Annotated in this window: 20 protein-coding genes and 1 other RNA gene; 10 read left to right on the forward strand and 11 right to left on the reverse strand. The window is 69.3% G+C overall.

The window, feature by feature from the left end:
* Positions 1 to 119: 119 nt before the first annotated feature.
* Positions 120 to 4,121, reverse strand: a complete 4,002-nt coding sequence (gene putA / locus ACYVKR_RS05795) for a trifunctional transcriptional regulator/proline dehydrogenase/L-glutamate gamma-semialdehyde dehydrogenase (RefSeq protein ID WP_460479852.1) — start codon at positions 4,119 to 4,121, stop codon at positions 120 to 122.
* 326 nt (positions 4,122 to 4,447) lie between these two features.
* Positions 4,448 to 5,365 carry a cysteine synthase A gene (cysK, locus tag ACYVKR_RS05800; protein WP_460479853.1) on the reverse strand — a complete coding sequence of 306 codons (918 nt, stop codon included), beginning with the start codon at positions 5,363 to 5,365 and terminating at the stop codon, positions 4,448 to 4,450.
* A gap of 122 nt (positions 5,366 to 5,487) precedes the next feature.
* Here cysK and ACYVKR_RS05805 point away from each other — a divergent pair, with 122 nt between their 5' ends.
* Entirely contained in the window at positions 5,488 to 6,438 is a 951-nt protein-coding gene (locus tag ACYVKR_RS05805; RefSeq protein WP_460479854.1) for a LysR family transcriptional regulator, read from the forward strand.
* Between the two features lie 112 nt (positions 6,439 to 6,550).
* Here the strand turns inward: ACYVKR_RS05805 and ACYVKR_RS05810 are convergent, their stop codons facing one another.
* The 4 genes from ACYVKR_RS05810 to ACYVKR_RS05825 form a co-directional block, all read right to left on the reverse strand.
* Positions 6,551 to 7,903 carry an amidase gene (locus ACYVKR_RS05810; protein WP_460479855.1) on the reverse strand — a complete coding sequence of 451 codons (1,353 nt, stop codon included), beginning with the start codon at positions 7,901 to 7,903 and terminating at the stop codon, positions 6,551 to 6,553.
* Between the two features lie 20 nt (positions 7,904 to 7,923).
* Positions 7,924 to 8,601 carry a DUF2848 domain-containing protein gene (locus ACYVKR_RS05815; RefSeq protein ID WP_460479856.1) on the reverse strand — a complete coding sequence of 226 codons (678 nt, stop codon included), beginning with the start codon at positions 8,599 to 8,601 and terminating at the stop codon, positions 7,924 to 7,926.
* Between the two features lie 27 nt (positions 8,602 to 8,628).
* Positions 8,629 to 9,948 (reverse strand): MFS transporter, encoded by a 1,320-nt coding sequence (locus tag ACYVKR_RS05820; RefSeq protein ID WP_460479857.1) that lies wholly within the window; start codon positions 9,946 to 9,948, stop codon positions 8,629 to 8,631.
* 215 nt (positions 9,949 to 10,163) lie between these two features.
* Positions 10,164 to 11,072: a DMT family transporter gene (locus ACYVKR_RS05825; protein WP_460479858.1), complete on the reverse strand. Its 909-nt coding sequence runs from the start codon at positions 11,070 to 11,072 to the stop codon at positions 10,164 to 10,166.
* 109 nt (positions 11,073 to 11,181) lie between these two features.
* On the opposite strand from ACYVKR_RS05825, the gene ACYVKR_RS05830 reads away from it, so the two are divergent.
* Entirely contained in the window at positions 11,182 to 11,973 is a 792-nt protein-coding gene (locus tag ACYVKR_RS05830; protein ID WP_460479859.1) for an AraC family transcriptional regulator, read from the forward strand.
* Between the two features lie 15 nt (positions 11,974 to 11,988).
* An RNA gene (rnpB, locus tag ACYVKR_RS05835) (RNase P RNA component class A) lies at positions 11,989 to 12,423 on the forward strand.
* Positions 12,424 to 12,476: 53 nt separating this feature from the next.
* Here the strand turns inward: rnpB and ACYVKR_RS05840 are convergent.
* Entirely contained in the window at positions 12,477 to 13,352 is an 876-nt protein-coding gene (locus tag ACYVKR_RS05840) for a LysR family transcriptional regulator (RefSeq protein WP_460479860.1), read from the reverse strand.
* Positions 13,353 to 13,494: 142 nt separating this feature from the next.
* Between ACYVKR_RS05840 and ACYVKR_RS05845 the strand changes: the two genes are divergently transcribed.
* The 4 genes from ACYVKR_RS05845 to ACYVKR_RS05860 all read left to right on the forward strand — a co-directional run bounded on the left by ACYVKR_RS05845 (position 13,495) and on the right by ACYVKR_RS05860 (position 16,457).
* The gene (locus ACYVKR_RS05845; protein WP_460479861.1) at positions 13,495 to 14,520 is read left to right on the forward strand and encodes an amidohydrolase family protein; all 1,026 of its coding nucleotides are present in this window, start codon (positions 13,495 to 13,497) and stop codon (positions 14,518 to 14,520) included.
* Positions 14,521 to 14,562: 42 nt separating this feature from the next.
* A complete protein-coding gene (locus ACYVKR_RS05850; protein WP_460479862.1) occupies positions 14,563 to 14,919 on the forward strand; it encodes a RidA family protein in 357 nt (118 codons plus the stop codon).
* A 65-nt stretch (positions 14,920 to 14,984) separates the two neighbouring features.
* Positions 14,985 to 15,968, forward strand: coding sequence for a Bug family tripartite tricarboxylate transporter substrate binding protein (locus tag ACYVKR_RS05855; RefSeq protein WP_460479863.1), 984 nt, complete (start codon positions 14,985 to 14,987; stop codon positions 15,966 to 15,968).
* A gap of 6 nt (positions 15,969 to 15,974) precedes the next feature.
* Positions 15,975 to 16,457: a RidA family protein gene (locus tag ACYVKR_RS05860; protein WP_460479864.1), complete on the forward strand. Its 483-nt coding sequence runs from the start codon at positions 15,975 to 15,977 to the stop codon at positions 16,455 to 16,457.
* On the opposite strand, the gene ACYVKR_RS05865 is transcribed toward ACYVKR_RS05860, so the two are convergent.
* The 4 genes from ACYVKR_RS05865 to ACYVKR_RS05880 form a co-directional block, all read right to left on the reverse strand.
* Positions 16,454 to 17,653: a M48 family metallopeptidase gene (locus tag ACYVKR_RS05865; RefSeq protein ID WP_460479865.1), complete on the reverse strand. Its 1,200-nt coding sequence runs from the start codon at positions 17,651 to 17,653 to the stop codon at positions 16,454 to 16,456. The two genes, ACYVKR_RS05860 and ACYVKR_RS05865, sit on opposite strands and share 4 nt — an antisense overlap.
* Positions 17,654 to 17,656: 3 nt before the next feature.
* Positions 17,657 to 19,132: a YjgN family protein gene (locus tag ACYVKR_RS05870; RefSeq protein WP_460479866.1), complete on the reverse strand. Its 1,476-nt coding sequence runs from the start codon at positions 19,130 to 19,132 to the stop codon at positions 17,657 to 17,659.
* Positions 19,133 to 19,319: 187 nt separating this feature from the next.
* Positions 19,320 to 20,120, reverse strand: coding sequence for an rRNA pseudouridine synthase (locus ACYVKR_RS05875; protein ID WP_460479867.1), 801 nt, complete (start codon positions 20,118 to 20,120; stop codon positions 19,320 to 19,322).
* Positions 20,121 to 20,172: 52 nt separating this feature from the next.
* Positions 20,173 to 21,852: an MBL fold metallo-hydrolase gene (locus ACYVKR_RS05880; RefSeq protein WP_460479868.1), complete on the reverse strand. Its 1,680-nt coding sequence runs from the start codon at positions 21,850 to 21,852 to the stop codon at positions 20,173 to 20,175.
* A gap of 68 nt (positions 21,853 to 21,920) precedes the next feature.
* Between ACYVKR_RS05880 and dapF the strand changes: the two genes are divergently transcribed.
* Genes dapF through ACYVKR_RS05895 form a run of 3 tightly spaced genes read left to right on the forward strand, consistent with a single transcriptional unit; the run spans position 21,921 to position 24,459 of the window.
* A complete protein-coding gene (gene dapF, locus ACYVKR_RS05885; protein ID WP_460479869.1) occupies positions 21,921 to 22,793 on the forward strand; it encodes a diaminopimelate epimerase in 873 nt (290 codons plus the stop codon).
* A gap of 4 nt (positions 22,794 to 22,797) precedes the next feature.
* The gene (locus ACYVKR_RS05890; protein WP_460479870.1) at positions 22,798 to 23,487 is read left to right on the forward strand and encodes a DUF484 family protein; all 690 of its coding nucleotides are present in this window, start codon (positions 22,798 to 22,800) and stop codon (positions 23,485 to 23,487) included.
* Positions 23,488 to 23,493: 6 nt separating this feature from the next.
* Complete coding sequence (locus ACYVKR_RS05895; protein WP_460479871.1) at positions 23,494 to 24,459, forward strand: tyrosine recombinase XerC; 966 nt, start codon at positions 23,494 to 23,496, stop codon at positions 24,457 to 24,459.
* Positions 24,460 to 24,471: the final 12 nt, after the last annotated feature.

Genomic DNA, 24,471 nt, shown 5'->3' on the forward strand with positions numbered 1-24,471 from the left:
TGCCTGGCACGCTCCTTTTTTGCTTGAACGCCTGCACCATGCAGGTATTTGCTATTAAATATATAGCTTATTGCGCTTAATGGAAAAGCGCTGGAGGCCGATTTGGCTTGAAGCCGGCATCAGGCCATGGTCATCAGCTGCGCGTTGCCGCCGGCGGCCGCCGTGTTGGTGCTGATCGACTGCTCGTGGAATAGCGCCGCCAAGTCGTAGCCGCGGCCGGCGTGCAGGTCGTCGCTGCTGCGTGCCTCGATGCGCACGATGGCGCCATCGCGGGCGGCCACCTGCGTGGCGACCTGCTGCAGCGCGTCGCCGTCGCCCTCGAACAGCAGCGCGGCCAGCGGCGCGCCGGCATCGGCCAGCGTCTCGGGGCCGGCGCGGTGCAGCCATTGCGCGGCGCCCGGCATGGCCGACAAGGCCTGCCACAGTGCCGCGCAGGGCGCATCGCCTTCGGGCAGCACCACATGGCAGGGATTGCCGCTGGCCAGCGCCGCGGCCACCTGGGCCAGCAGGCCCAGCGGCGTGCGCGGCAGCGCCCAGACGGGGCCGCGCGGCAGCAGGCGGTAGCGGTTGGACTCGCCGGTGGGGCCGGGCAGCAGCAGGCTGGCGCCCAGGCGCGAGGCCGCATGCGCGGCCTGTGCGATGGCGCGGGCCGGGGCCTGTTCGTCGTCGGCGAGTGCGGTGCTGGGCAGGGCCTGGCGCTGCAGTGCGTCCAGCAGCTGCAGCGCGGGGTGGGCCGCCAGCGCCTCGGGGCGCTCGATGGCGGCCAGCGCCGCATGGGCCGGGCCCTGCGCCAGGCGGTGCAGGTACAGCGGGCCGCCGGCCTTGGGGCCGGTGCCCGACAGGCCCATGCCGCCGAAGGGCTGCACGCCGACCACCGCGCCGATCACGTTGCGGTTGACGTAGAGGTTGCCGGCCTGGATGCGCTCGCTCAGGTGCGCGATGGTCTCGTCGATGCGGCTGTGCACGCCGAAGGTCAGGCCGTAGCCGCTGGCGTTGATGTCGTCGATCAGCGCGTCGAGCTGTTCGCGCTGGTAGCGGATGATGTGCAGCACCGGGCCGAAGACCTCGCGCTGCAGGCGCGAGATGCTGTCGATCTCGATGACCGCCGGCGCGACGAAGTGGCCGTTGAGCGGCCCGTCTTGTCGTGCGGCCCGGGCCACGGCCTGGCCGGCGCCGCGCATGCGCTCGATGTGGGCCTCGATCTGCGCGCGGGCCTCGGCGTCGATCACCGGGCCCACGTCGGTGGACAGGCGGTCGGGGTTGCCCAGCGTCCATTCCTGCAGCGCGCCGCGCAGCATGCCGATGGTGCGCTCGGCCACGTCGTCCTGCACGCACAGCAGGCGCAGCGCCGAGCAGCGCTGGCCGGCCGAGTCGAAGGCCGAGGCCAGCACGTCGGCCACCACCTGCTCGGTCAGCGCCGACGAGTCCACCACCATTGCGTTCTGGCCGCCGGTCTCGGCGACCAGCGGGATCGGCCGGCCCGCGGGCGACAGGCGCCGCGCCAGCTGGCGCGCGATGAGGCGCGCCACTTCGGTGGAGCCGGTGAACATCACGCCCGCGACCTGCGGGTGCGCGACCAGGGCCGCGCCCACGGTCTCGCCGCTGCCGGGCACGAGCTGCAGCACGTCCGGCGGCACACCGGCCTCGTGCAGCAGAGCGACCATCGCCGCGGCGGTGAGCGGCGTCTGCTCGGCGGGCTTGGCCAGCACGGCATTGCCTGCGGCCAGCGCGGCCACGGCCTGGCCGCAGAAGATGGCGAGCGGGAAGTTCCAGGGGCTGATGGCCAGCACCACGCCCAGCGGGCGCTGCGTGGCATTGTCGAACTCGCGCGCGGCCTGCGCGCCGTAGTAGCGCAGGAAGTCCACGGCCTCGCGGATCTCGGCCACGGCGTTCGACAGGGTCTTGCCCGCCTCGCGCATGATCAGGCCCATCAGCGGCTGGCTGCGCTGCTCCAGCAGGTCGGCGGCGCGGGCCAGCGCGTCGGCGCGCGCGGCGGGTGGCGTGCCGGCCCAGATCGGCGCGGCCTGCGCGGCGCGGGCGGCGGCGGCCTGCACGTCATCGGCGCTGGCCTCGCGCACCCAGCCCACGGTGTCGGACAGCTCGGCCGGGTTGCGCAGCGGTTGCCAGCCTTCGGCCTGCGCCAGGTCGGCGGGCAGGGCCGTGGCGGGCAGGGCGGTCGGGTAGGCCAGGTAGGTCTGGCGCGTGCTGTGCAGCAGCGCGGCGGCCAGCGAGGCCAGCTGCTGCTCGTGCGCCAGGTTCATGCCCTGCGAGTTGGCGCGGGGGCGCAGCAGGTCGGCCGGCAGCGCGATGCGCGGGTGCGGCGCGCCCAGCACGCCTTCGTGGCGGGCGATCTGCCGCGCTTCGTCGACCGGGTCGGCCACCAGCTCGGCCACCGGCACCTTGGCGTCGCCGATGCGGTTCACGAACGAGGTGTTGGCGCCGTTCTCGAGCAGGCGGCGCACCAGGTAGGCGAGCAGGGTCTCGTGGCTGCCCACCGGCGCGTAGATGCGGCAGGGGCGGGCCAGCTGGCCTTCGCTGGTCGGGCCGGTCACCTGCTGGTACAGCGGCTCGCCCATGCCGTGCAGGCACTGGAATTCGTACTGGCCGCTGTAGTAGCTGCCGCCCACGGACTGGGCCATGTGGTAGATGCTGGCCAGCGTCTGCGCGTTGTGCGTGGCGAACTGCGGGTAGATGGCGTCGGGCGCGGACAGCAGCTTGCGGGCGCAGGCCAGGTAGCTCACGTCGGTGTAGACCTTGCGCGTGTAGACCGGGTAACCGGCCAGGCCGTCGACCTGGGCGCGCTTGATCTCGCTGTCCCAGTAGGCGCCCTTGACCAGACGCACCATCAGGCGGCGGCGGCTGCGGCGCGCCAGATCCACCAGGTAGTCGATGACCTGCGGGCAGCGCTTTTGATAGGCCTGCACCACGAAACCTATGCCGCTCCAGCCCTTCAGCGAAGGCGCGGCGCACAGGGCTTCGAGCAGGTCCAGCGACAGCTCCAGGCGGTCGGCCTCTTCGGCGTCGATGTTCATGCCGATGTCGTAGCGCTTGGCCAGCTCGGCCAGGTGCAGCACGCGCGGCAGCAGCTCGTCCATCACGCGCTCGTACTGCGCGCGGCTGTAGCGCGGGTGCAGGGCCGAGAGCTTGATCGAGATGCCCGGCCCCTCGAAGATGCCGCGCCCGTTGGACGCCGCGCCGATGGCGTGGATGGCCTGCTCGTAGGCCTGCAGGTAGCGCTGCGCATCGGCCTCGGTGGCGGCGGCCTCGCCCAGCATGTCGTAGCTGTAGCGGAAGCCCTTGGCCTCGAAGGCGCGGCTGTTGGCCAGCGCCTCGGCGATGTCCTGGCCGGTGACGAACTGCTCGCCCATGAGCTTCATCGCGCGGTGCACGCCCTGGCGGATCAGCGGCTCGCCGCCCTTGCCGATCACGCGCGTGAGCGCCGACGACAGGCTTTTCTCGCTGCTGGTGGCGGTGAGCTTGCCGGTGAGCACCAGGCCCCAGGCCGCGGCGTTGACGAACAGCGAGGGCGAGCGGCCCACGTGCGACTTCCAGTCGCCCTTGCTGATCTTGTCGCGGATCAGCGCATCGCGCGTGGCGCGGTCGGGAATGCGCAGCAGCGCCTCGGCCAGGCACATCAGCGCCACGCCTTCCTGGCTGGACAGCGAGAACTCCTGCACCAGCGCGGCCACGCCGCTGCCCGCGGGCGCGTCGCGCAGGCCCTGCACCAGGCGCGAGGCGAGCTGGCGCGTGGCCTCGGCCTGGACGTCGTCGGGCGCGCGGGCCAGCGGCAGCAGCACCGGCAGGCACTCGGGCTCGGGCCGGTGCCAGGCGGCGGTGATGGCGGCGCGCAGCGCGGTCTGCGGCAGGATGGATTGGGCGAAGGCGAGGAAGGGTTGCACTTCGTGGGCGGCAACGGGTTGCACCTCGGGCGCGGCCTCGTCGTCGGCCATGCCGTCGGCGGCCGCCAGCCGGATGGTGGTGGCGCCGCGCTCCAGCGCATCGACATACTGCACGACGGCCTGCTTGATCAGCCAGTGCGGCGTGCGGCCCATTTGCTGCGCAGCGGCGCGGATGCGCTCGCGCAGCGCGTCATCGACTTTGATGCCTACGGTGGTGGACATGGAGGAACTCGGTGGGGTGGGTGGAAATCGAGAAAGGTGCAACCTTTCTTGGCGATGAAATGTGGCATGGGTTGCACCTTTTATTAATCATGGTTAACCCTTGGTGTTTACAACGGGCGTAAAAAAAAGCCCCTGGCGCGGGGCCAGGGGCTGGGGAATATGTTGAGGGTTTCAGTGGTCCTGAGTATCTGCTTCGTTTACGGCGTACGAAACTGGCGCAGTCCTATGTGCGGGCACCGAGGAAGGGCCGCCCCGCACCGAGGGTGCCGTCCTCCTCCCGCGAAGCGAGAGAGGGGGAAGCGGCGTAGCCGCTCAGGGGGTGTTTTCTAGGTAGGCAGGAAGCCTTCCACGGACAGGTAGCGCTCGCCGGTGTCGTAGTTGAAGCCCAGCACCTTGGCGCCCGGCGGCAGTTCGGGCAGCTTCTGCGCGATGGCGGCCAGCGTGGCGCCGGACGAGATGCCGACCAGCAGGCCTTCCTCGCGCGCGGCGCGGCGGGCGTACTCGCGGGCCGGCTCGGCATCGACCTGGATCACGCCGTCGAGCACGGCGGTGTCGAGGTTGCGCGGGATGAAGCCGGCGCCAATGCCCTGGATGGGGTGCGGCGCGGGCTGGCCGCCCGAGATCACCGGCGAGGCCAGCGGCTCCACCGCGAACACCTTGAGCTGCGGGAACTTGGCCTTGAGCACATGGGCCACGCCCGAGAGGTGGCCGCCGGTGCCCACGCCGGTGATGATGGCGTCCAGCCCGTCGGGGAAGTCGGCCAGGATCTCCTGCGCCGTGGTCTGCTCGTGCACGGCCACGTTGGCGGGGTTCTCGAACTGCTGCGGAATCCACGAGCCCGGCGTCTGCGCGGCCAGCTCTTCGGCGCGGGCGATGGCGCCCTTCATGCCCTTTTCCTTGGGCGTGAGGTCGAAGCTCGCGCCGTAGGCCAGCATCAGGCGGCGGCGCTCGATGGACATGCTCTCGGGCATCACCAGGATCAGCTTGTAGCCCTTGACGGCCGCGACCAGGGCCAGGCCCACGCCGGTGTTGCCGCTGGTGGGCTCGATGATGGTGCCGCCGGGCTTGAGCTTGCCGGACTTCTCGGCATCCTCGACCATGGCCAGCGCGATGCGGTCCTTGATCGAGCCGCCGGGGTTGCTGCGCTCGGACTTGATCCACACCTGCGCGCCCGGGCCAAACAGCCGGTGGATGCGGATGTGCGGCGTGTTGCCGATGGTCTGCAGAATGTTGTCGACTTTCATGGAGGTCTCCAGCAAGGTGTGGGGGCGGATGGATGAAACGCCCATTGTGGCGCAGTTGTTCCATCCGGGTGCTATATCGATATGCTGCCCACCGCGGGTGGCTTGTGCCTGAAAATCACGCCATGAATCTGCGCTTCATCGAAACCTTTGTGCTGCTGGCCGAGCTGCGCAACTTCCGCATGACGGCCGAGCGGCTGTTCACCACGCAGGCCGCGGTGTCGAGCCGCATCGCCACGCTGGAGCAGGAGTTCGGCGTGCGCCTGTTCGACCGCGGCGTGCGCGAGGTCACGCTCACGGCCGACGGCGCCAAGGCGCTGGTGCATGCCGAGCGCATGCTTAGGCTCATGCGCGAGATGCGCGAGGACATGCTGGACAAGCAGGCCTATGCGGGCGTGATCCGCATCGGCGCCATCGAGTCCATCGTGCACAGCTGGTTTCCCGACTTTCTCGCGCTGCTGCAGCAGCGCTACCCGCGCCTCAGGGTCGAGATCGCCAGCGACACCACGCTGCACATGTCGGAGCAACTGGCCAAGGGCCAGCTCGACGTGTCGCTGCAGGCCAAGCCGGTGGCGGCGAGCGCGATCGCCAACCTCTCGCTGGGCGAGTTCGCCATGGCCTGGGTCGGCAGCCCGCGGCTGGGCATCGGCGACGAGACGCTGAGCCTGGCCGAGCTGGCGGCGTTCCCGATCATGAGCTTTGCGCGCGGCTCCGAGCCGTATGCGGTGATCGAGCAGCTGTTCAGCCCCTTCAGTGCCGACAGCGGCGCCTCGCCGCACCTGAACTGCATCGCCTCGGTGGCGACGATGATCCGCGTGGTCTGCGACGGCCTGGGCGTGGCGGCCGTGCCGCCGGCCATCATCCAGCGCGAACTGGCCGAGCAGCGCTTGCGCCTGCTGCGCGTGGACCGCGAGTTTCCGCCGCTGCCGCTGGTGGCCTGCTGGCGCTGCGACCACCAGAACCCGCTGGCCGAAGCGGTGGCCCATGCCGCCGAGGAAGTGGCCACGGCCTTTGCGCTGAACCAGGGCCCGGCGATCGCGCGCCTGCCCGGCAGCAGCCTCGCGGGAGAGGCGTAGGGTTATCAAAAAAGGAGCTGCTGGCGCTTGTTGATGCTGTATTCCAATGTGATTTGATATTGAAATCAAGCAGGGATGAGCGCCAGCAGCTCCTGTTTTTGATAGCTTGCCGTCAGGCCTGGGCGAGCAGCCCTTCCACCGCCAGCGCCACCGACAGCAGGCGCCGGTCCTGCCCGGCCGTGCCGGCGAGGCTCAGGCCCACGGGCGCCTCGCCCGCCCGGTGGCAGGGCAGGGACACCGCGCAGCTGTCCAGGAAGTTGACCAGCGTGGGGTTGCGCAGCATCAGGCCGTTGGCCGCGAAGTAGGCCTCGTCGCTGGCCTCGAGCTCGGCGATCCTGGGCGCGATCACCGGCACCGTGGGCATGAGCAGCAAATCATGGTCCGCCATCTGCGCCTCGACCTGGGCGATCCATTGCTGGCGGCGCGCCAGCAGCTCGAGGTAGTCGGCCGCGCTGATGTCCTTGCCGCGCAGGATGCGCGTGCCCACGCGCGGGTCGTATTCGGCCAAGCGCTCGGCGATGTGGTGGCGGTGCCAGGCCCAGGCCTCGGCGGCGGTGAAGCCGCCCTGGGCATTGATCTGCGCGAGTTCGGAGAACGGCGCCACCACAGCCTCGGTGATCTGCGCGCCCGCGGCGGACAGCAGCGACAGCGCGCGCTGCCAGGCGGCGGCCACGGCGCTGTCCATGCCATCCAGCACCACATTCGTGGGCGCGAGCAGGCGCAGGCCGCGCAGCGACGCGGGCTGCAACTCGGCATGCTGCTCGCCCGACAGCACCGCATCCAGCGCGGCGCAGCAGCGCACGCTGGGCGCTAGTGGGCCGATGGAGTCGAGGTTGGCCGACAGCGGCAGCACGCCCTGCATGGACACGCGGCGCGCCGTGGGCTTGAAGCCGGTCAGGCCGCACAGCGCCGAGGGAATGCGCACCGAGCCGCCGGTGTCCGAGCCGATGGCGGCGAGCGCCATGCCGTCGGTCACCGAGATGGCCGCGCCCGAGGACGAGCCGCCGGGAATGCGGCCGCCGCCATCGGCATCGCGCTGCCAGGGATTGCGCGGCGTGCCGTAGTGCGGGTTCAGCCCCAGGCCCGAGTAGGCGAACTCGGTCATGTTGGTCGTGCCCACGATGACCGCGCCCGCGCGGCGCAGGCGCTGCACGGCTTCGGCCGTCTGCGTGGCGGGTGCGGCGCCGGCCAGCAGTTTGGAGCCGCCCAGCGTGGGGTGGCCGGCGATGTCGAACAGGTCCTTGACCGAGATCGGCAGGCCTTCGAGGGGCGAGCGCGCCAGCCCGGCCGCGCGCAGCATGTCGCTGGCGCGGGCCTCGGCCAGGGCCTGCTCGCGCAATACGCGGGTGAACACGCGCGGGCCTTCGCCCTGCGCGGCGCGGTCCAGCGCCTGCTCGGCCAGTTGCACGGCGCTGGTCTGGCCTTGGGCCAGATGCTCGGCGGCTTGGGTGAGGGTGGTTGTCATGGGCGCTCCTGTCCGGTCGATCAGGCGACGATGTCCAGCAGCTCGCTGCGGTAGCGGTGGCGGATGCTGCGCTGGCTGCGCGGGTCGTGCAGCTCCATGGCGAACTGCGTGGCCGGGCGGATGCCGCCGATGGCCGCCATGGTGCCGCAGGTCATGCCGCTGCCCTCGGGCAGCAGGCTCTTGCCTCCGGTATGGCCGGCGATCAGGTCCTGGGGCGTGCGCAGGCTGGCCAGCGTGCCTTCCTGGTACAGCACCTCGCGGCCGTCCTCCACGATCCACGAGCGCAGGATCAGCTCGTCCCAGTGGCCGGCCACGTCGGCAAAGCGCCAGGCCTGGGTGGCCACGGGCTTGACGCAGGCCTGCTTGGAAAAGGCCACGCTGTAGGCCTCGAGCTTGCGGTCGGTGTGGTCCGAGGCCAGGCTCACGAACATCTCGTCGCCATGGGTGAAGACGAAGACCTCGGCCTCGCCCGAGGAGTCCGGGCCCAGCACCTGCAGCGTGCTGCTCTGGCTCAGCTGGTTGCTGGCGATGCGGTAGTACAGCGGCACGGCGCTGGGGCGCGGAATGCCGAGTGCGGCCAGCTCCTCGATGTGGTGCTCGATGGCCGCGTGGTCGCGGCCGGCCCAGCCGGCGACGATCAGGGTGTCGAAGATGGGGGCCAGGGTCTGGCCTTCGGGGGTGGTGAATTGCAGTTGCATGGTGGGATGCTCGAAAGAGAGGGTGACTTACTGCTTCTTGACGAAGCACACGACCAGGAAGGCGGCGAGGAACTCCAGCGCGGCCACGAAGTACAGCCCCGAGGACAGCGAGCCCGTGCTGGTCTTGAGCGCGCCGATCATGTAGGGCGCGACGAAGCCGGCCAGGTTGCCGATGGAGTTGATGAGGGCGATGCCGCCCGCAGCCGCCGTGCCGGCCAGGAAGGCCGAGGGAATCGACCAGAACACGGGGAAGGCCGCGAGGATGCCGATGGAGGCCAGCGTCAGCGCGCACAGGGCCAGCACGGCGTCGTGCAGGAACATGCCGGTGAGGACCAGGCCCGCGGCGGCGATCAGCGCGGCGATGGCGCTGTGCATGCGGCGCTCGCCGGTCTTGTCCGAGTGCATGCCGTTCCAGACCATGGCCAGCGTGCCGGCGAGGAAGGGAATGGCCGAGATCAGGCCGATCTGCAGATTGTTCTGGATGCCGATCTCCTTGATGATGGACGGCGACCAGAAGGCGATCGTGGCGTTGCCGCTGACGATGCAGAAGTACACCGCCGCGCACAGCCACACGCGGTAGTTGCGGCAGGCGTCGATGAAGGAATGCTGCTTGTGGCCCTGCTGGCTCTCGGCGGCCACGGCGGCCGTGACGGCGCGCTGCTCGGCGGCGCTCAGCCACTTGGCGTTCTCGGGCTTCTCGGGCAGCCAGGCCAGCACGAAGAAGCCGGCGATCACCGAGGGAATGCCTTCGAGGATGAACAGCCACTGCCAGTTGGCCAGGTGGCCCACGCCCTGCATGCCGTTCATGATGGCGCCCGCGATCGGGCCGCCCACGGCGCCGGCGATGGCGAACGAGGTCATGAACAAACCGTTGACGCGGGCGCGGTGGCGGGCCGGGAACCAGTAGGTCAAATACAGCACCACGCCGGGGAAGAAGCCCGCCTCGACCACGCCCAGGATGAAGCGCAGCACGTAGAACATGATGGGCGTGCTCACATAGGCCAGGGCCATCGAGGCGCCGCCCCACAGGATGGTGATGCGCGCCAGCGTCTTGCGCGCGCCGATCTTTTCCAGCAGCAGGTTGCTGGGCACCTCGAACAGGAAGTAGCCGATGAAGAAGATGCCGGCGCCCAGGCCGTAGACGGCCTCGCTGAACTGCAGGTCCTGCAGCATCTGCAGCTTGGCGAAGCCGACGTTGACGCGGTCGATCCAGGCCAGCACGAAAAGAAAGACCAGGAAGGGGATCAGCCGCCAGGCGATCTTGCGGTAGGTGGCTTCCAGGTCGGTGGGCGGCGCATCGCTGGCGCCGTGGGCGAGGGGGTGGGTGGCCGTGGCCGGGCTGCTCATGGGTGTCTCCTGTCTTGGATCGATGCCGTGGGCACGCAGCGGCGGCCAAGCGGCCGGCTGGTGCGCTCCGGGAAGCTCCGGCGCGTGCCGGGTTCCGTTGCCTGCAGTATCGAAATGCGGGACAGGACTGTCCAACGAGAAATTCTGAGCGGCGACGAACAGAAATTCTTATCGCTCGCCGCGGCGCGGTCGGACTGCGGTCAGTCGGGCTGCGCTCAGCCGCAGCTGGTGGCGGCCGTCGGGCGGGGCGCGCGCAGCGGCTGCTTCCACAGCTCGGCCAGCAGCAGGCCGGCGATGGTCAGCGCGCCGCCGGCCGCGTGGTAGGCCGCCAGCGGCTCGCCCAGCGCGGCCACGGCGATCAGCGCGGTGAAGATCGGCGTCAGGTTGAAGAACATGCTGGCGCGGCTCGGGCCGATGCGCGCCACCGAGGTCATCCACAGCAGCGGCGCGGCGATGGACGCCATGATGCCGGCAAAGGCCACCAGCGGCAGATTGGCCGCGTTCAGGCCGGTCTTGGGCGCCAGCAGGTACAGCGGCAGCTGCGCCGCCACGGCCACCAGAACCTGCAGGTACAGCAGCTGCACCGTGGCCAGGCGCGGCATGGTCCAGCGCTTGAGCAGGATGTTGTAGACCGCATAGGCCAGCATGGCGATGAACATCAGCGCGTCGCCGCCATTGAGCCCCTGCGTGAACAGGCTGGCCGGATCGCCCGACGACACCACCAGCGACACGCCCGCGATGGCCAGCAGGCTACCCAGCACCGCGCCCCAGCTCAGGCGCTGGCCCAGCAGCGCGGTGGACAGCGCCAGCACCATCATCGGCGTGAGCGAGCCGATGATGCCCATGTGCGTGGCCGTGGTCAGGTGGGCTGCATAGTAGGCCAGGCTCTGGTAGACCACCATGCCCAGCAGGCCCAGCACCACCAGGCGCGGCAGCTGCGCCCGCACCTCGGCCCGCTGGCGCCAGACCGACGGCAGCACGAAGGGCGTGAACAGCACGGCCGCCACCAGCCAGCGGAAAAAGCCGATCTCGGCCGCGGCTATGCTGTCGGCCGCCAGCTTGCTGACCACGGTGTTGACCGACCAGATCAGCACGGCGGTCAGCGGAAAAAGATAAGACCCCATCGCCATACTCCTCAGACTGGCCGCTATCATGGCGCTGTCTGACTTGCAGTGCATTGCTGATTTCAGACAAACGATAGCGCAACCCGGACCTTTCCCTTTCGTGCCCGCCATGTCCAGCCGCCACCCGCCCATGCGCATCCAGAACGTCGAGGACGTGCAGGGCCAGTACTTCTTCCGCTACGACGAGTTCGGCGCCCATACCGAGGCGCCGCCGCACAGCCACAGCTGGGGCCACCTGAACTATGCGCTGCGCGGCAGCATGCGCATGGACATGGCGGGCGGGCGCTGGGTCTCGCCGCCGCAGTACGGCGTGTGGATTCCGCCGGGCGTGGTGCATGGCTGCTATGTGACGCATGCAGTGGTCTACCGCTCGGTCTACCTGGCGCCGGCGTTGTGCGCGGCACTGCCGGCGCAGCCGTGCTCGCTGCGCATAGGCCCCATCGTGCGGGCCATCCTGGCCGACTTCGCCGCGCGTGACGTGCACGGGCCGCGCAGCGACGCCGACCTGCGCCTGGCCCGCGTGCTCTACGACCAGCTGCTGGCCGTGCCCGCCGAGACCGGCTACCTGCCGGCGGCCGAGCATCCCGCGCTGGTGCAGGTGCTCGAAGCCATGCGCGCCGCGCCGCACGACCACCGCAGCCTGGCCGCCTGGGCCGACAGCGTGCACATGACCGAGCGCACCCTGGCGCGCCACTGCCAGCGCGAGCTGGGCATGAGCCTGGGCGAGTGGCGCCAGCGCATGCGCTACCTGCAGGCCATCGACGCGCTGGAGGGCGGCGCCAGCGTGCAGAGCATCGCCTACGACCTGGGCTACAGCACGCCGTCGGCCTTCATCGCCATGTTCCAGCGCGAGGCCGGCATGTCGCCCGAACAGTTCCGCCGCGAATGCTGCGCGACGTAGGATAATGTCGCCCGTGAAGCCTGCCAGACCGCCGCTGGTGCAAGCGTGGAAACACGGCACTGGAGGAACGTCCGGACTGCACAGGACAGCGTAGCAGCTAACGGCTGCCCACCGCGAGGTGAGGATCAGAGCAACAGAGACGAGTCAGGGTCGTTTTGCCACCTTGGTGTTCTATGGGGTTGCCAGCGAAAGCTGGCAACGGCTGGCGTAAGCCAGACGCGCAAGGCGCAAGCCTTGCAGCCCCATAGCCACCCAGGGCGCGAAGCGCCCTGGGTGAAACGGGCAATCTCTACGCGCAGCAATACCAAGTAGGCCAGCGTTGATGTGGTTCCGCAGAGCTGGCGGGTAGGTAGCATCGAGCCGTGGTGGCGACACCCGGCCCAGAGTAATGGCGGTCACGCCGCGGGCAACCGCGGTGCACAGAATCCGGCTTATCGGCAGACTTCACACCATTTTTCGGCCCCTCGGGGCCATCTCCGCCAAAGATGCCGGCGTGTGCCGGCTCAGCGCACCTGGCCTTCGCGGACGGACTGGATGGCATAGCCATAGAGCACCTGCGCGGCCGGGCTCAGGCTCTCGCCTTTTCGCTTCAGCAGCTCCACGCTCCTGCGCGCGGTCCGGTCCGCGAGCGGCAGGCATAGGAGCCCGGCGGTCTCCATGATGGCCATGCGCGGCAGCACCGTCACCCCCAGGCCGTTGCGCACGTAGGTCAGCAGCGAGGTGGTGTTGTGGATCATCAACCGGCTGTCCTTGACCAGTTGCTGGACGCCGGCCGCAGGAAATTTGGCGCACAGGCCGTTGGCGATGAAGTCCACGCTGCGCAGGTCGTCCCAGCGAACGGCCCGCTTCAAGGTGCTCAACGGGTGCTGGCTGGGGCACACCAGCACGAAGGGGTCCTCGATGAGCGGCGTCGCCTCGATGTCCGTGACTCCCTGTGGCAGGGTGCCAATGCCGAAATCCACTTCTCCCGCGTTGAGGGCCGCCGCCACGGCCTGCGAGTCGGTATCGCGCAGATCGATCCGAATCTGCGGGTGGGTCTGCCGCATGTGCAGCGTCATGAAGGGGAGCAGCCGCGTGGCGGCCGTCGGCACGGCGGCGACCCGCACCATGCCCTGGCGGCCGCTGGCAAACGCGCGCAGGTCTTGCACCGTGTCATCAAAATCGGCAACCGCGCGCTTGGCCATGGCATAGGCGTGCTCACCCAGCGGTGACAGGCGCGCCTTGCGCTCGCCTTCGAACAGATGGCCGCCGAGGTCTTCTTCCAACTGGCGCAGCGCCATCGACAGCGCGGCCGGCGTGCGCCCGACACGGGCACCCGCCTCCGCCAGTTCGCCCGCCTCGACCACGGCAACGAAATAGCGCAGGAGTTCGATCTTCATTTAAGTTTTATTTAATCAATATAAAAATATTTTAGATTGATTAAAGCGAAAGCGCTTCTTAGACTTCGTCGCATCGCAGTCCGATACCGGTGTTGCAACCACACGCCTTCCGACTGCACTCTCTTTTCATTGGATGGGATACATGAAGCCAGCGCTCCCCTTTCGCATCGACGGCATGCAGTACAGCAACTGGTCGCGGCCGGTATTCGAGACGCTGCGGCAAGCCGGGCTCGATGCCGTCCATGTCACCATCGCCTACCACGAGAATTTCCGTGAAATGGTGGCCAACCTCGAACGCTGGAACGGCTGGTTCGAGCAGTTCCCGGAGCTCATCTGCAAAGCCAGGACGGCGCAGGACGTGCGCGAGGCCAAGAGCCGGCAACGCACCGCCGTCATCTTCGGCTTCCAGAATCCGTCCCCCATGGAGGACGACATCCGGCTCATTGAGATCGTGCACGAACTCGGTGCCCGCTTCATGCAACTGACCTACAACAACCAGTCGCTGCTGGCGTCGGGCTGCTACGAGAAGACGGACAGCGGCGTCACCAGGATGGGCAAGGAAGTCATCCAGGAAATGAACCGCGTGGGGCTGGTGATCGACATGAGCCATTCGGCCGAGCGCTCCACGCTGGAGGCGATTGACCTGTCCTCGCGTCCCATCGCCATCACGCATGCCAATCCCCATGCGTGGGAGCCCGCGTTGAGAAACAAGTCGGATGCCGTCATACGGGCCCTGGCGGCCCGCGGCGGCATGCTCGGCTTCTCGCTGTACCCACACCACCTGCGGCACAAGAGCCAGTGCACGCTGGAGGACTTCTGCGGCATGGTGGCGCGCACGGCGGATATGGTCGGGATCGATCACCTGGGCATCGGCTCCGACCTCTGCCTGGACCAGCCCGACTCCGTGGTGCATTGGATGCGCAATGGGCGGCACACGAAAGCCACCGACTACGGCGAAGGCTCGGCCGCACAGCCCGGTTTTCCGCCGCAACCGGATTGGTTCGCCGACAGCCGCGGGTTTGCCAACCTTGAGCGCGGCCTGCGCGGGGTGGGCTTTTCCGAGCACGACATCGACGCGGTGCTGGGGAACAACTGGCTGCGCTTCTTCGAAGACAACTTTCCTCCCCAGAGCGCCACGCAGCGGACTGGCTCCGCACCGGTCGCCTGAGCGGCGCCGCCATTGAAACCACCACCTTCAGGTACAACACCCATGCACACCATCCAACGTCACCAGCCCGGCCCCCGGATGTCCCAGGCCGTCATCTGCAACGGGATCGCCTTCCTGTCGGGCCAGGTGCCGAAAACCACCTTGAACGAGGGCATCACGGCCCAGGCCGGCGAGGTGCTCGCGCAAGTCGATGCGCTCCTGGCCGAAGTCGGCAGCAGCAAGCGCCACCTGCTGTCCTGTTCCATCGTGCTGCGGGACATGGCCGATTTCGACGCGTGGAACGCCGTCTGGGACCACTGGGTCGATGCCGCCCATACGCCCGCCAGGACGACCGTACAGGCCGCCATGGCCCGGCCGCTGTGCAAGGTCGAAGTCACGGTGACCGCCGCGCTGGCATGACATGCGAGGCGGCGGGGCCCACCCGCCCGCTGCCTCCCTTCACCCAACATCTTCTGGAGACAACGATGAAGCAGAGTTTCTGCAAATGGACCATGGCCGCCGGTGTGGCCCTCTCTGCCCTGGTGGCTGCGACGGGGGCCAGCGCGCAGGCCTATCCCAGCAAGGCGGTGCACCTGGTCGTGCCGTTCCCGCCGGGCGGCGTGGCCGACCTGGTCGCCCGCACGGTCGGGCAGAAGGTCAGCGAAGGGCTCAAGCAGCCGGTGATCATCGACAACCGGCCTGGTGCGAGCGCCATCATCGGCACCGACTATGTGGCCCGCGCACCCGCGGACGGCTACACGCTGCTGCTGGCCAACCTGCCCGTGCTGTCGATCAACGCATTGCAGTACACCGAGCTGCCTTACTCTGCGGGCAAGGACTTCGCTCCCGTCATCATGCTGGCCGACCAGCCTTACATCATTGCGCTGAGCCCCACCGTTCCCGCCAGGAACATGCAGGAGTTCATCGCGCTGGCCCGGAAAAAGCAGGACGCGTTCTCGTTCGGCTCGGCATCCAGCTCGACCTTTCTCGCCGGCGAACTCTTCAAGCAGCGCGCCAACGTCAAGCTGACGCATGTGCCCTACAAGGGCAGTGCGCCGGCGATCAACGACCTGCTGGGCGGCCACATCAGCCTGATCCTCGATCCTGTCATCACCCTGCTGCCCCATGTCAAGGCCGGCAAGCTCACCGCCCTGGCGGTGACCTCGTCCAAGCGCATCGACATCGCGCCCGACATTCCGAGCTACGCCGAAGTCGGCCTCAAGGACATGGACATCACTTCGTGGCAAGGCGTCATGGCTCCTGCCAAGACACCCCAGGCGGTGATCGACCGGCTGAACGCAGAGTTCGACCACGCCCTCAAGTCCCCCGAGGTGATCGCGCGCCTGAAGGAGCAGGGCGTCACCCCCGTGGGGGGATCGGCCGCGAGCTTCGAGAAGTTCATCCAGGAGGAGAACAAGCGCTGGTCGGCGCTGGCCAAACAGGTCGATTTCAAGCCAGAGCCGCGTTGAATCGGTATGTCTGCACTCCGGCACCGTCTTTCACAGCTGGGCCTGGCGCTGCCTGCCGCCAATGCCACCGTGTTCATGTACCAGCCGGCTGTCCGGCATGGAGATCTGCTCTGTATCGCCGGCCAGATTCCCAAGCTCAGCCAGGACACCCTCACGGCGACCGGCAAGGTCGGCGACACCGCGCTGCATGATGCCGACCTTCAGCTGGCCGTGCGCACCTGCGTTCTCAATGCGCTGGCGTGGATCGACGAGCTGACGCGCAGCGACGGCGCACAGGTGGCGCAGATACTGCGCGTGAACTATTTCTTCCAGGTCACCGGCAGCCACCAGCACAGCCTCTCCCGATTGGCCGATGCGGGCTCGTCATTGCTGGTGGACATCTTTGGCGAGAAAGGCCGCCATGCCCGCTCCGTCATCGGCGTGACGGAGCTGCCCCGCAACGCCCCCGTGCTGATCGACATGGATGTGGCATTGGGGGCGGCTGGCTAAGGCTTGGCCAGCCCCGGCTTCTCGACAACGCAGGCCTGCGCATGCCCCTGCGCCAGCGCCTGGGCGCGCTGCTGCGTATCGGGATGGCTGCTGAGCCACGAGGTCCAGGCTGGGCTCCGGGCTTCCTGCGGTGGAGGCTTGCTGTCTTCGGGCTTGCCGCTGTGGCCCGGCGCAGCCAGCGCCAGCAGCAGCTCGCCCATGGGCTGGGTGGGGCGGCCCGCCGCCTGCAGGTGGCGGATGGCGAAGCAGTCGGCCTCGGTCTCGTGGCTGCGCTGGTAGGCCAGGCCGGTCAGCAGCGTGCTGCCGTAGTTCACCACCCACGACACATCGCCCAGCGCCAGGCCCAGGCCGGTGTTGAGCACGCCTTGCTCGATGACCATGCGCGTGCCGTGGCGCTGCAGCACATGGCCGGCCTCGTGCGACAGCACGCCGAGGATGGCGTCGTCGGGCAGCTTGCGCCTGGCGGCCAGCTGCACCAGCGCATCGGTGACCACCACGGTGCCGCCGGGCAGCGCGAACGCATTCGCTGGCAGGCCGCTGCGAAACAGCAGCGTGATCGGCGGGCGGTAGTCGGGGTAGCGCAGCAGCTGCCGCGGCCACTGGGCCTGCATGGCGCTGAACTGTGCCTGCAGCTGCTGCTGGCGCTCGGTGGGCAGCTTGCTGGGCTGGAGCAGTTCGCCGTCGAGCTGCTCCATCACCCGGGCGGTGATGGCCTGCTCCCAGCTGAGCGGCACCTGCGCGGTCAGCACGCCGGCCAACCAGGGCGTGCCGTAGCGGTAGAAGAGCAGCAGCGCGGCGCCGGCCAGCACCACGCCGGCGAGCAGGTGGCTCCAGCGGCTTTGCATGCGCTGCGCCACGCTGTGCCGGCCGCCGGCGGCGTCGAATGCGGCCTGCCATTGGGGCGCGTCGCTGATCTCGATGCTGCCTGCGCTGCGCAGGTTGATGAGCAGCCGGGAAGGCGGGCGGCGCGGGCTCCAGGCCTCGGGCCAGATGAGCTGTGAGGCGGCATAGCGCTGTACGCCGGCCGTGGGGTTGCTTCCATCCGCCGCTGCCAGCGGATGCACCACCAGCTGCGGGCCCTGCGCCGACGGCTCCAGGTGCAGCAGCACCGGGCGGGCCCGGCTGTGGATGCCGTCGAACCAGCGGCCGCGCAGCAGCGCGGGCGGCGGGGTGGTTGCGTCGCCGGTGCCGGGCATCGCTCAGCCGACGAAGTCGAGCCCGACGGCATCAGCGATGGCGTCGCCCAGGCCGTGCTCCTGCTGGTCGAGCAATCGGCCGGTGATGTCGTCCAGTTCGCCCTTGAGGTACATGGTGACCGAGTTCACGCGCATGGCGTATTCGCTGACGCGCGCGAACGGGCGGTAGAAGCCCAGCGTCAGCAGATTGAGCACGGTGTTTTTCACGCGCAGCAGCACATAGGCGGGCACCGACAGCGTGGCCTTGAAGCGCGCCATCTGGCTGATGCCGATGTTGTTCCACATCAGGTTGAACATGGCCGCCTGCCGGTAGGCCAGCGCCGGCAGCGAGGCGACGAAGAGCAGGAACAGCGGCAGCAGCACCAGCAGCAGGATGCCGGTGAAGCTGAAGCCCAGGTGGCGCGTGGCGTAGGGGCTGCTGCTGTAGATGAGGTACAGCAGCGCGCCTACGGCGGCGTAGCAGGCGAACAGCAGCGCGATGGCGCGCATCCAGATGCCGACGAACTGCGCGTAGCGCGGCTTCCAGCGGCCGCACTCGTGGCCGATGAAGGTGCGCAGGATCAGCAGGCGCTTGTAGTTGTAGTCGAGCCGGATCAGGCACAGCAGGCTCAGGAAGAAGGCCAGCACGAAGCCGCCGAGCAGGGCCAGGACGGTGTCGGGCGAGAGCCTGGGCGCACGCTGCGCCGGCGGCGTGTCTTCGTCCGCTTCGTCTGCCTCATCCGCCTCGGCATCGGCCAGCTCGTAGCGGCCGAGCTGCACCGGCGCGACCTCGCCGTTGGCCGGCACGCGATCGGCCTGGGCCGGCGCCTTGCGGGCAGCGGCCGGGCTGGCCTGCTGCGTGGCCGGTGGCTTGGCGGCTGGCTCGTCGTCGAAGCTGCGCGCGGCCGAGATGGCGAAGGCGATCCACAGCAGCGCGATCAGGAACACCGGCCAGCTGGCGATGTAGATCTGCCGCCAGTTCGGCAGGAAGTGCAGGCGCAGGCCGCGCCAGCGCGTATTGCCCAGGCGAAAGCGCATGGCGCTGGCCCAGAGGTAGGGCGCCAGCGCCGCGAGGCCGAGGATGAGCAGCGTGGCGGCCACGTCGTGCCCGGTGCGCTGCGCGAGCTTGTTGGCCAGCGACAGGGCCAGCACCAGCAGGAAGCCGAAGAACATCTTGCGCTTCTCGGCGACGAACTCGAAGGCGTCGCCCGCCAGCATGGTGTGGTTCATGAAGTACGCCACCGTGCGCCGCCGCGCGAACGGCGTGTACAGGCTCAGGGTGACGATGGTCAGCAGCAGGTTCACCAGCCAGATGCGGAAGTACTCGAGGCCGCTGCCTTCGAACTCCATGATGTGCGCGTTAATCGGCGTGGGCGGGCGGCTGCGCTTGCGTGCGCTGCGCTCGCCGGGCGGTGCGGCGCTGTCGGCGTGGAACGTTCCCGCCGCGGCATCGGGCCGCAGCGCCGCTTCTTGGAGCGGCATGGATGGGGACAGTGGCATGGTTCTCCCTCTCTGGAGGCGCCAGTGTACCCAAAAGGTAAATAAATGTAGGCGAAGCCGTAAAGCTTTTATGCGGCCGGCAACTATCAAAAAAATAGCTGCTGGCGCTTATTGGATCTATGATTCAAATGGATTTCACATTGGAATCAAGGATGGATGAGCGCCAGATGCTCTTATTTTGATGGCGTCAGAAGCGCTCCCAGGGCTGCAGCGGGCGCCATTGCCCCTCGGGCATCTTGGACAGCGGCAGCCGCCCGATGCGGATGCGCTTGAGCGCGACCACGCGCAGGCCCACGGCCTCGCACATGCTGCGCACCTGGCCGGGGCGGATGCCCTGCAGCGCGAAGCGCAGGCGCCGCTCGCTCTGCCAGCTGACCTTGATCGGCGGCAGCGGGCGGCCGTTGAAGCTCAGGCCGTGGCAGAGCTTCTGCAGGCCGCCCTCGGCGATGTCGCCGGCCACCTCGACGATGCATTCCTGCTCCAGCGTCTCGATGTCTTCGGTGAGCTTGCGCGCCACGCGCCAGTCCTGCGTGTAGACCACGAGGCCGCCAGCCTCGGTGGGCAGCGGCGTGACGCAGTCAAGCTGGCGGAAGTGCCGCTGCAGCAGGCGCAGCGGCGGGCCGCCATCGGTGTACAGGTTGTCGGGTTGCACCAGCGACAGCGCCTGGGGCGCGCCCTGGCTGCGGCTGCCGTGGGCGCCGCTGGCGCTGGCATCGGGGCTGCCCAGGCCGCCAAGACCGGCTTCGTAGCCGGCGGGCTTGTGCAGGATCAGCGTGACGGGCGGCAGTTCCTCGGCGCGGGCGCCGGGTGCCAGCACCACCTGCTGCCGCGGCGCGACGCGCACGCCCGGCGCCTCGACGACCTTGCCGTCCACGCTGACCCAGCCGCCCTCGATGTACAGCTCGGCCTCGCGGCGCGAGCAGCCCTGCTGCTGCGCGAGGCGTTTGGACAGGCGGATGATTTCGTCGTTGGCGTTCATGTCGGTCATTGGCGGTGCCCCGGCATGGACGCCGCGCAGCGGCGCTGCGTTCAGGGGGCGGCTATCTTACCGTGCGGATGTGCTCGACGTGCGCCAATAGCGATCGCATCGCCGCCGGCCACAGCCGCGGCGGCGTGTCGGCATAGGCGATCTGCACCCAGTCGTCGGGCGTGCCGTCGGGCGCGGCGGCCATGGCGGCGCGCACTTTCTCTTCGCGCGCCATGCGGTGGGCGCGCAGGTGGGCGATGACCCGGCGCGGCTGCTGCAGCGCGTAGCCATGGGCCGGCAGGATGAAGCCGATGCCGCCCTGTTCGCAGGCTGCATCCAGCGCAGCCAGCGAGGCGAGGTAGTCGCGCATGTTGCCGTCGGGCGGGTCGATGATGGTGGTGCTGCCGTTCAGGATGTGGTCGCCGCTGAAGAGCAGGCCGTCCTCCTCCAGCACCAGGCAGACATGGTTGGCCGCGTGGCCGGGCGTGTGGATGGCGCGCAGCGTGTGCGAGTGCCCGGGGCCGTCGGGGTGGGTCAGGGCCAGGCGCTGGCCGTCCTGCAGCGCCTGGTCGGGCCGGAAGTGGCTGGCCGGGCGCGCCGTGCTGGCCGAGGGCAGGCCCCAGATCACCGGCGCGGGGCGGCCGGTGGCGGCCACCAGGGCCTGCAGCGGCGCGGCGCCGGGCGAGTGGTCGGCATGCGAGTGCGTGCAGACGATGGCGCGGATGTCGCCGCCCGCGGCGTCGAGCAAACGCTGCTGGTGCTCGGGGCGGTCCGGGCCGGGGTCGATGGCGATGTAGCCGGTGGCCGCGTCGCCGACGAGGTAGCTGTTGGTGCCGGGGCCGGTCATGACACCGGGGTTGGCGGCGGTGAGCCGCAGCACGTTCCTGGCGAGCGGCACGGCCTGCTCGTGCTGCCAGTCGATGGACGGCTGCATCTGGCCGTCGGGGCTGACCAGGGCCAGCTCGCCGTAGGCGGTCTCGTGCTCCATGAAGCGGACGAGCTCGCCATTCTTGGTGGCCTTGCGCGGCAGGCTGCTCCACAGCGGCTGGCCGGGCGGCTGAGCCTGCAGCACGTCGAGCAGGGCCTGCACCGTGGGGTAGCGCACGAGGTGGCGGAAGGTCTCGACGGTGGGGAACATCAGGCTCAGCGTGCCGTCGCCGGCGCGGTGCAGCGCCTCGGCGGGCGAGATCCACAGCGTCTCGAACTGCTCGGCCTCGTCGGCCACCGGGGTCTGGCCCTCGGGCACGCGGGCCGCGAGAAAGGGCACGTCGAAGCGGATCTTGCCTTCGAGCGGCGTGACCCAGTGCGCCAGCAGCCACAGCGCGTCGGCGGCCAGCGTCAGGCCCAACGCCTGGCACTGGGGCAGCAGTGGCTGGTCGCGGGCTATGCGCTCCAGCTCGGCCTGGCTGGCCCAGCGGCCATCGGCGTGGCGCGCCAGCAGGATGCCCAGCTCTTCGAAGGTCTCGCGGATCGCGGCCTGGGCGATGGTGAGCTCGGCCGCGCCCTGCTGCGGCCGGGTGGCGAGCTGGCCGTGGTGCTGCGCATCCTCGGCGTCGATGGAGCCGCCCGGAAACACATAGTTGCTGGCCGCGAAGCGCGCCTTCTCGGAGCGGCGCGAGATCAGCACCTCGAGCCGCGTGGCGCCGGGTGCGCCCACCGGATCGGGGGCATCGCGCAGCAGCAGCAGGGTGGAGGCCGGGCGCGCGGCAACGGGGGCGACCTGGGGGGTGAGCAACTGGTGGAGGCGGGTCATGGCCGCATTATGGGGACTTGCGCGGGGCGTGGCTGTCACCCAGGGTGCGGTCCCGCGATAATGCGGCCATGGACATCCGCTTTACCAAGATGCAGGGCGCCGGCAACGATTTCGTGGTGCTGGACGAGACCCGCGCGCGCCTGAACCTGCGCGAGGACCAGTACCGCTTTCTGGCCGACCGCCACTTCGGCGTGGGCGCCGACCAGATCCTGACGGTGCGGCCTTCGCCGGGCGAGGGCATCGACTTCGAATACATCATCCACAACGCCGATGGCGGCGAGGTGGAGCAGTGCGGCAACGGCGCGCGCTGCTTTGCGCGCTACGTGCATGACAAGGGCCTCACCGGTAAGCGCGCGATCCGCGTGCTGACCAAGGCCGGCGTCATCCTGCCCGAGCTGACGGCCGACGGCCGCGTCACCGTCGACATGGGCCAGCCGCGCCTGGCGCCCGAGCAGGTGCCGTTCGACACCGCCGGGCTGCAGCCGCAGACACAGAATTTTGCACAAAAATGGCCGCTGGCCCTTGCCAGTGAAGCGCAGGCAGCTACGATTTCTGTAGTCGTGGTGTCCATGGGCAATCCGCATGCGGTCACGCTGGTGGACGACGTGGACACGGCGCCCGTCGCGCAGCAGGGGCCGCTGGTCGAATCGCACGCGCGCTTTGCGCAGCGGGTGAACGCCGGCTTCCTGCAGGTGCAGGACGCCCACCATGTGCGGCTGCGCGTCTACGAGCGCGGCGCGGGCGAGACCCTGGCTTGCGGCAGCGGCGCCTGCGCGGCGGTGGTGGCCGGCATCCAGCTCGGGCTGCTGCAGTCGCCGGTCGACGTGCAGACGCGCGGCGGCGTGCTCACCATCGCCTGGGGCGGCCAGGAAAGCGATCCGGTGCTGATGACGGGCCCTGCCACGACCGTATTCGAAGGTCAGATCACCATTCCCGATTGAAGCCATGAACAGCAATGAAACCGTTCCCCCGATCACCGAAGAAGACATCGCCGAGTACCTGCTGAACACGCCCGAGTTCTTCGTGCGCCACGCCCAGGTGCTGGCCACGGTGCAGATCGTCAGCCCGCACAGCCACCGCGCCGTGAGCCTGCAGGAGCGCCAGGCCGAGATGCTGCGCGAGAAGATCAAGGCGCTGGAGCACCGCATCATGGACCTGATGCGCAACGGCAGCCAGAACCACCATACGGTCGACAAGATCCATGGCTGGGCCTGCGAGGTGGCGCGCACGCGCAACCCGGTGCAGTTGCCGCAGTCCATCGTGCAGGGGCTGCGCGAGCATTTCGACGTGCCGCAGGCGGCGGTCAAGCTCTGGGACGTGAGCGAAAGCTACCTGCGCGAAAGCTTCGCGCAGGGCGCGAGCGATGACACGCGCAGCTTCGCCAGCTCGCTCACCGCGCCCTACTGCGGCCCGAACATGGGCGTGGAGGCCGTGCGCTGGCTGCCCGATGCGCAGCAGGTGCAGTCGGTCGCGCTGCTGCCGCTGCGCGACGGCCCGCTGGAGTCCGACGCACCCGCCTGGGGCTTGCTGGTGCTGGGCTCGCCCGATGCCGAGCGCTTCGACGCCGAGATGAGCACCGATTTCCTCGCCCGCATCGGCGAGCTGTCCAGCGGCCTGCTGTCGCGGCTGCGCTGACAACCCATGCCCGAAAACCCGGCCCAGCCCTTGCCCCTGGAGCGCGAGATGCTCCTGTATCTGGAGCATGTGCGGGTCGAGAAGCGCCTGGCCGAGCGCACGCAGATCCTGTATGAGCTGGACCTGCAGCGCCTGCAGGCCATGGCGCAGGCCGTGTCCATGCCGGTGCTGCAGCTGCAGGCCGCGCACATCCGCCGCTTCGTCGCGCAGATGCACAGCGCCGGCCGCAGCGGCCGCGGCATCGCGCTGATCCTCTCGGGCTGGCGCGGCTTCTTCACCTGGGCCGGGCGCCAGGGCCTGGTGGCCCACAACCCGGTGCAGGACGTGCGCGCGCCCAAGGCGCCCAAGCCCCTGCCCAAGGCCCTGGCGGTGGACGACGCGGTGCGCTTTGCCGAGCATGCGCCTGCGGGCGAAGATCCCTGGGTGGCCGCGCGCGACCAGGCAATGGTCGAGCTGCTGTACGGCAGCGGCCTGCGCGTGGGCGAACTGGTGGGTCTGGACCTCAGTGCCGGCCCGGACAGCGAGCGCGCCGGCCGCGGCTGGGTCGACCTGGACGCCGCCGAGGTCCATGTGATCGGCAAGGGCCGCAAGCGCCGCACCGTGCCGGTGGGCAGCGCGGCGCTGGCGGCGCTGCGGGCCTGGCTGGAGCTGCGCGCGAGCGGTGCCGCGGTGCAGGAGCCGGCGCTCTTCATCGGTGTGCGCGGCGGGCGCCTGTCTGCCGCCAGCATCTGGCAGCGGCTGCGCGAGCGCAGCGTGCAGGCGGGCATGACCACGTCGGTGCACCCGCACATGCTGCGGCACTCGTTCGCCAGCCACCTGCTGCAGTCCAGCCACGACCTGCGCGCCGTGCAGGAGCTGCTGGGCCACGCCAGCATCACCACCACGCAGGTCTACACGCGGCTCGATTTCCAGCACTTGGCCCAGGTCTACGACCAGGCGCATCCGCGGGCCCGCAAGAAATCGGATTCCTGACCCTTGCATCTG

Source organism: Comamonas humi (assembly GCF_054782535.1).